This is a genomic window from Micromonospora sp. NPDC048040 (assembly GCF_055587185.1).
The window spans coordinates 1-1588 of the sequence record NZ_JBVJGT010000141.1 but is presented as its reverse complement, the minus strand read 5'-3'; the positions used below and the strand labels follow the sequence as shown (position 1 = coordinate 1588).

The window sequence follows — 1588 nt, the reverse complement described above, 5'->3', positions numbered from 1 at the left end:
CTAGTCTTGTTTTTTAACCTTCGGCTCTCTGGCCTGATGTCTCGCGCTGTCGTGGGTGGACACGAAGACGGCTTCGGTGATCATGTCGTCTCGCCAAAGAAGAACATGACTCACAACCGAAGGCCGTGATGAGCAGTGTGCCCGACCCCGCTGGCCGCGTCGAGTCGCTGCGGCGACTCGCGGGGTTCCGGGAAGAGTTTTACGGCTGTCTGACCCGTCGGGCGGACGCCCTGTTCGAGCTGACCGACGCGGTGTTGTGCGCGGATGGCCCGGTGGACAGCTTGGTCGGGTTGAGCCTGACCGCCGAACATCGCCGGGGTCATGGGGCGCTCTACGATGCGGTCAACCACGGGCGTCTGGAGCTGGCCCGGTTGCGCCGGGCCGTGGCCGCGTTGCCGGTCCCGCTGGCCGCTGACGGGCGGATCGTGCTTGCGGTGGACGTGTCCGCGTGGCTGCGCCGGGAAGCCCACACCAGCCCGGACCGGCTCTACTGTCACGTGACCGGGCAGACCCGCGCCCAGGACCAGCGAGTCCCCGGCTGGCCGTATTCGATCGTGGCCGCCCTGGAGACCGGCGCTACCTCCTGGACCGCGCTGCTCGACGCGGTCCGGCTCGGTCCGGCCGACGACGAGACGGCCGTGACCTGTGCGCAGGTGCGCCAGGTCGTGGACCGGCTGATCACCGCCGGACACTGGCGTGAGGGTGACCCGCCGATCCTGATCGTGGCCGACTCAGGCTACGACTCCGCCCGCCTCGCCCACGAGCTGCGTGATCTGCCGGTCGAGATCCTCGGGCGGCTGCGTTCCAGCCGGGTGATGCGCCTACCGGCACCGGCCCGCACCCCGACCACGATCGGCCGGCCTCGCCACCACGGCCCGGAACTGCGGTTGTCCGACGAGACCACCTGGCCCCAGCCGACCCACCACACCCACACCGCCACCGCCCGCTACGGCACCGCACAAGCCCTCGCCTTCAACCGGGTGCATCCCCGGCTGACCCGCCGCGCCGCATGGATCAGCCACACCGGGCCGCTGCCGATCCTGGAAGGCACTCTGCTGCGGCTGACCGTCGACCGCGTCCCCTCCGGTCAGAACCCCAAACCGATCTGGCTGTGGTGCTCCACGCCTGATCTGACCGCCGCCCAGGTTGATCTGCTCTGGCAGGCCTACCTACGCCGCTTTGACCTCGAGCACACCTTCCGGCTGCTCAAACAGACCCTCGGCTGGACCCGACCCCGCTTGCGCAACCCGAACGCGGCCGACACCTGGACCTGGCTGATTCTCACCGCACACACCCAACTACGGCTGGCCCGTGGCCTCACCGACGACCTGCATCGTCCCTGGGAACGACCCGCCGACCCCACCCGACCCGAACGCCTGAGCCCCGCCCGGGTCCGCCGCGGGTTTCGGAACCTCCGGCCGAAGACCAGCCATCCCGCGCAGGCACCTAAACCCACCCGGCCAGGCCCCGGACGTCCACCCGGCAGCCCCAACCGACACCGCGCACCCCGCCACGACGTCGGTAAAACCATCCACCGTGCCCGCACCCAAGCCGACCAGCAAAAACGCAAAGGTTAAAAGACAAGCTA

General features: G+C 69.3%; 1 protein-coding gene. It reads left to right on the top strand.

Annotated features, from left to right (window positions below; all coding sequences use genetic code 11):
- Positions 1-128: 128 nt before the first annotated feature.
- The gene (locus ACZ6O2_RS36505) at positions 129-1577 is read left to right on the top strand and encodes an NF041680 family putative transposase (protein WP_466026218.1); all 1449 of its coding nucleotides are present in this window, start codon (positions 129-131) and stop codon (positions 1575-1577) included.
- Positions 1578-1588 lie beyond the last annotated feature (11 nt).

Excerpts from the sequence above, each read along its gene's own strand:
- ACZ6O2_RS36505 (WP_466026218.1), top strand. The coding sequence starts at position 129 with ATGAGCAGTGTGCCCGACCCCGCTGGCCGCGTCGAGTCGCTGCGGCGA.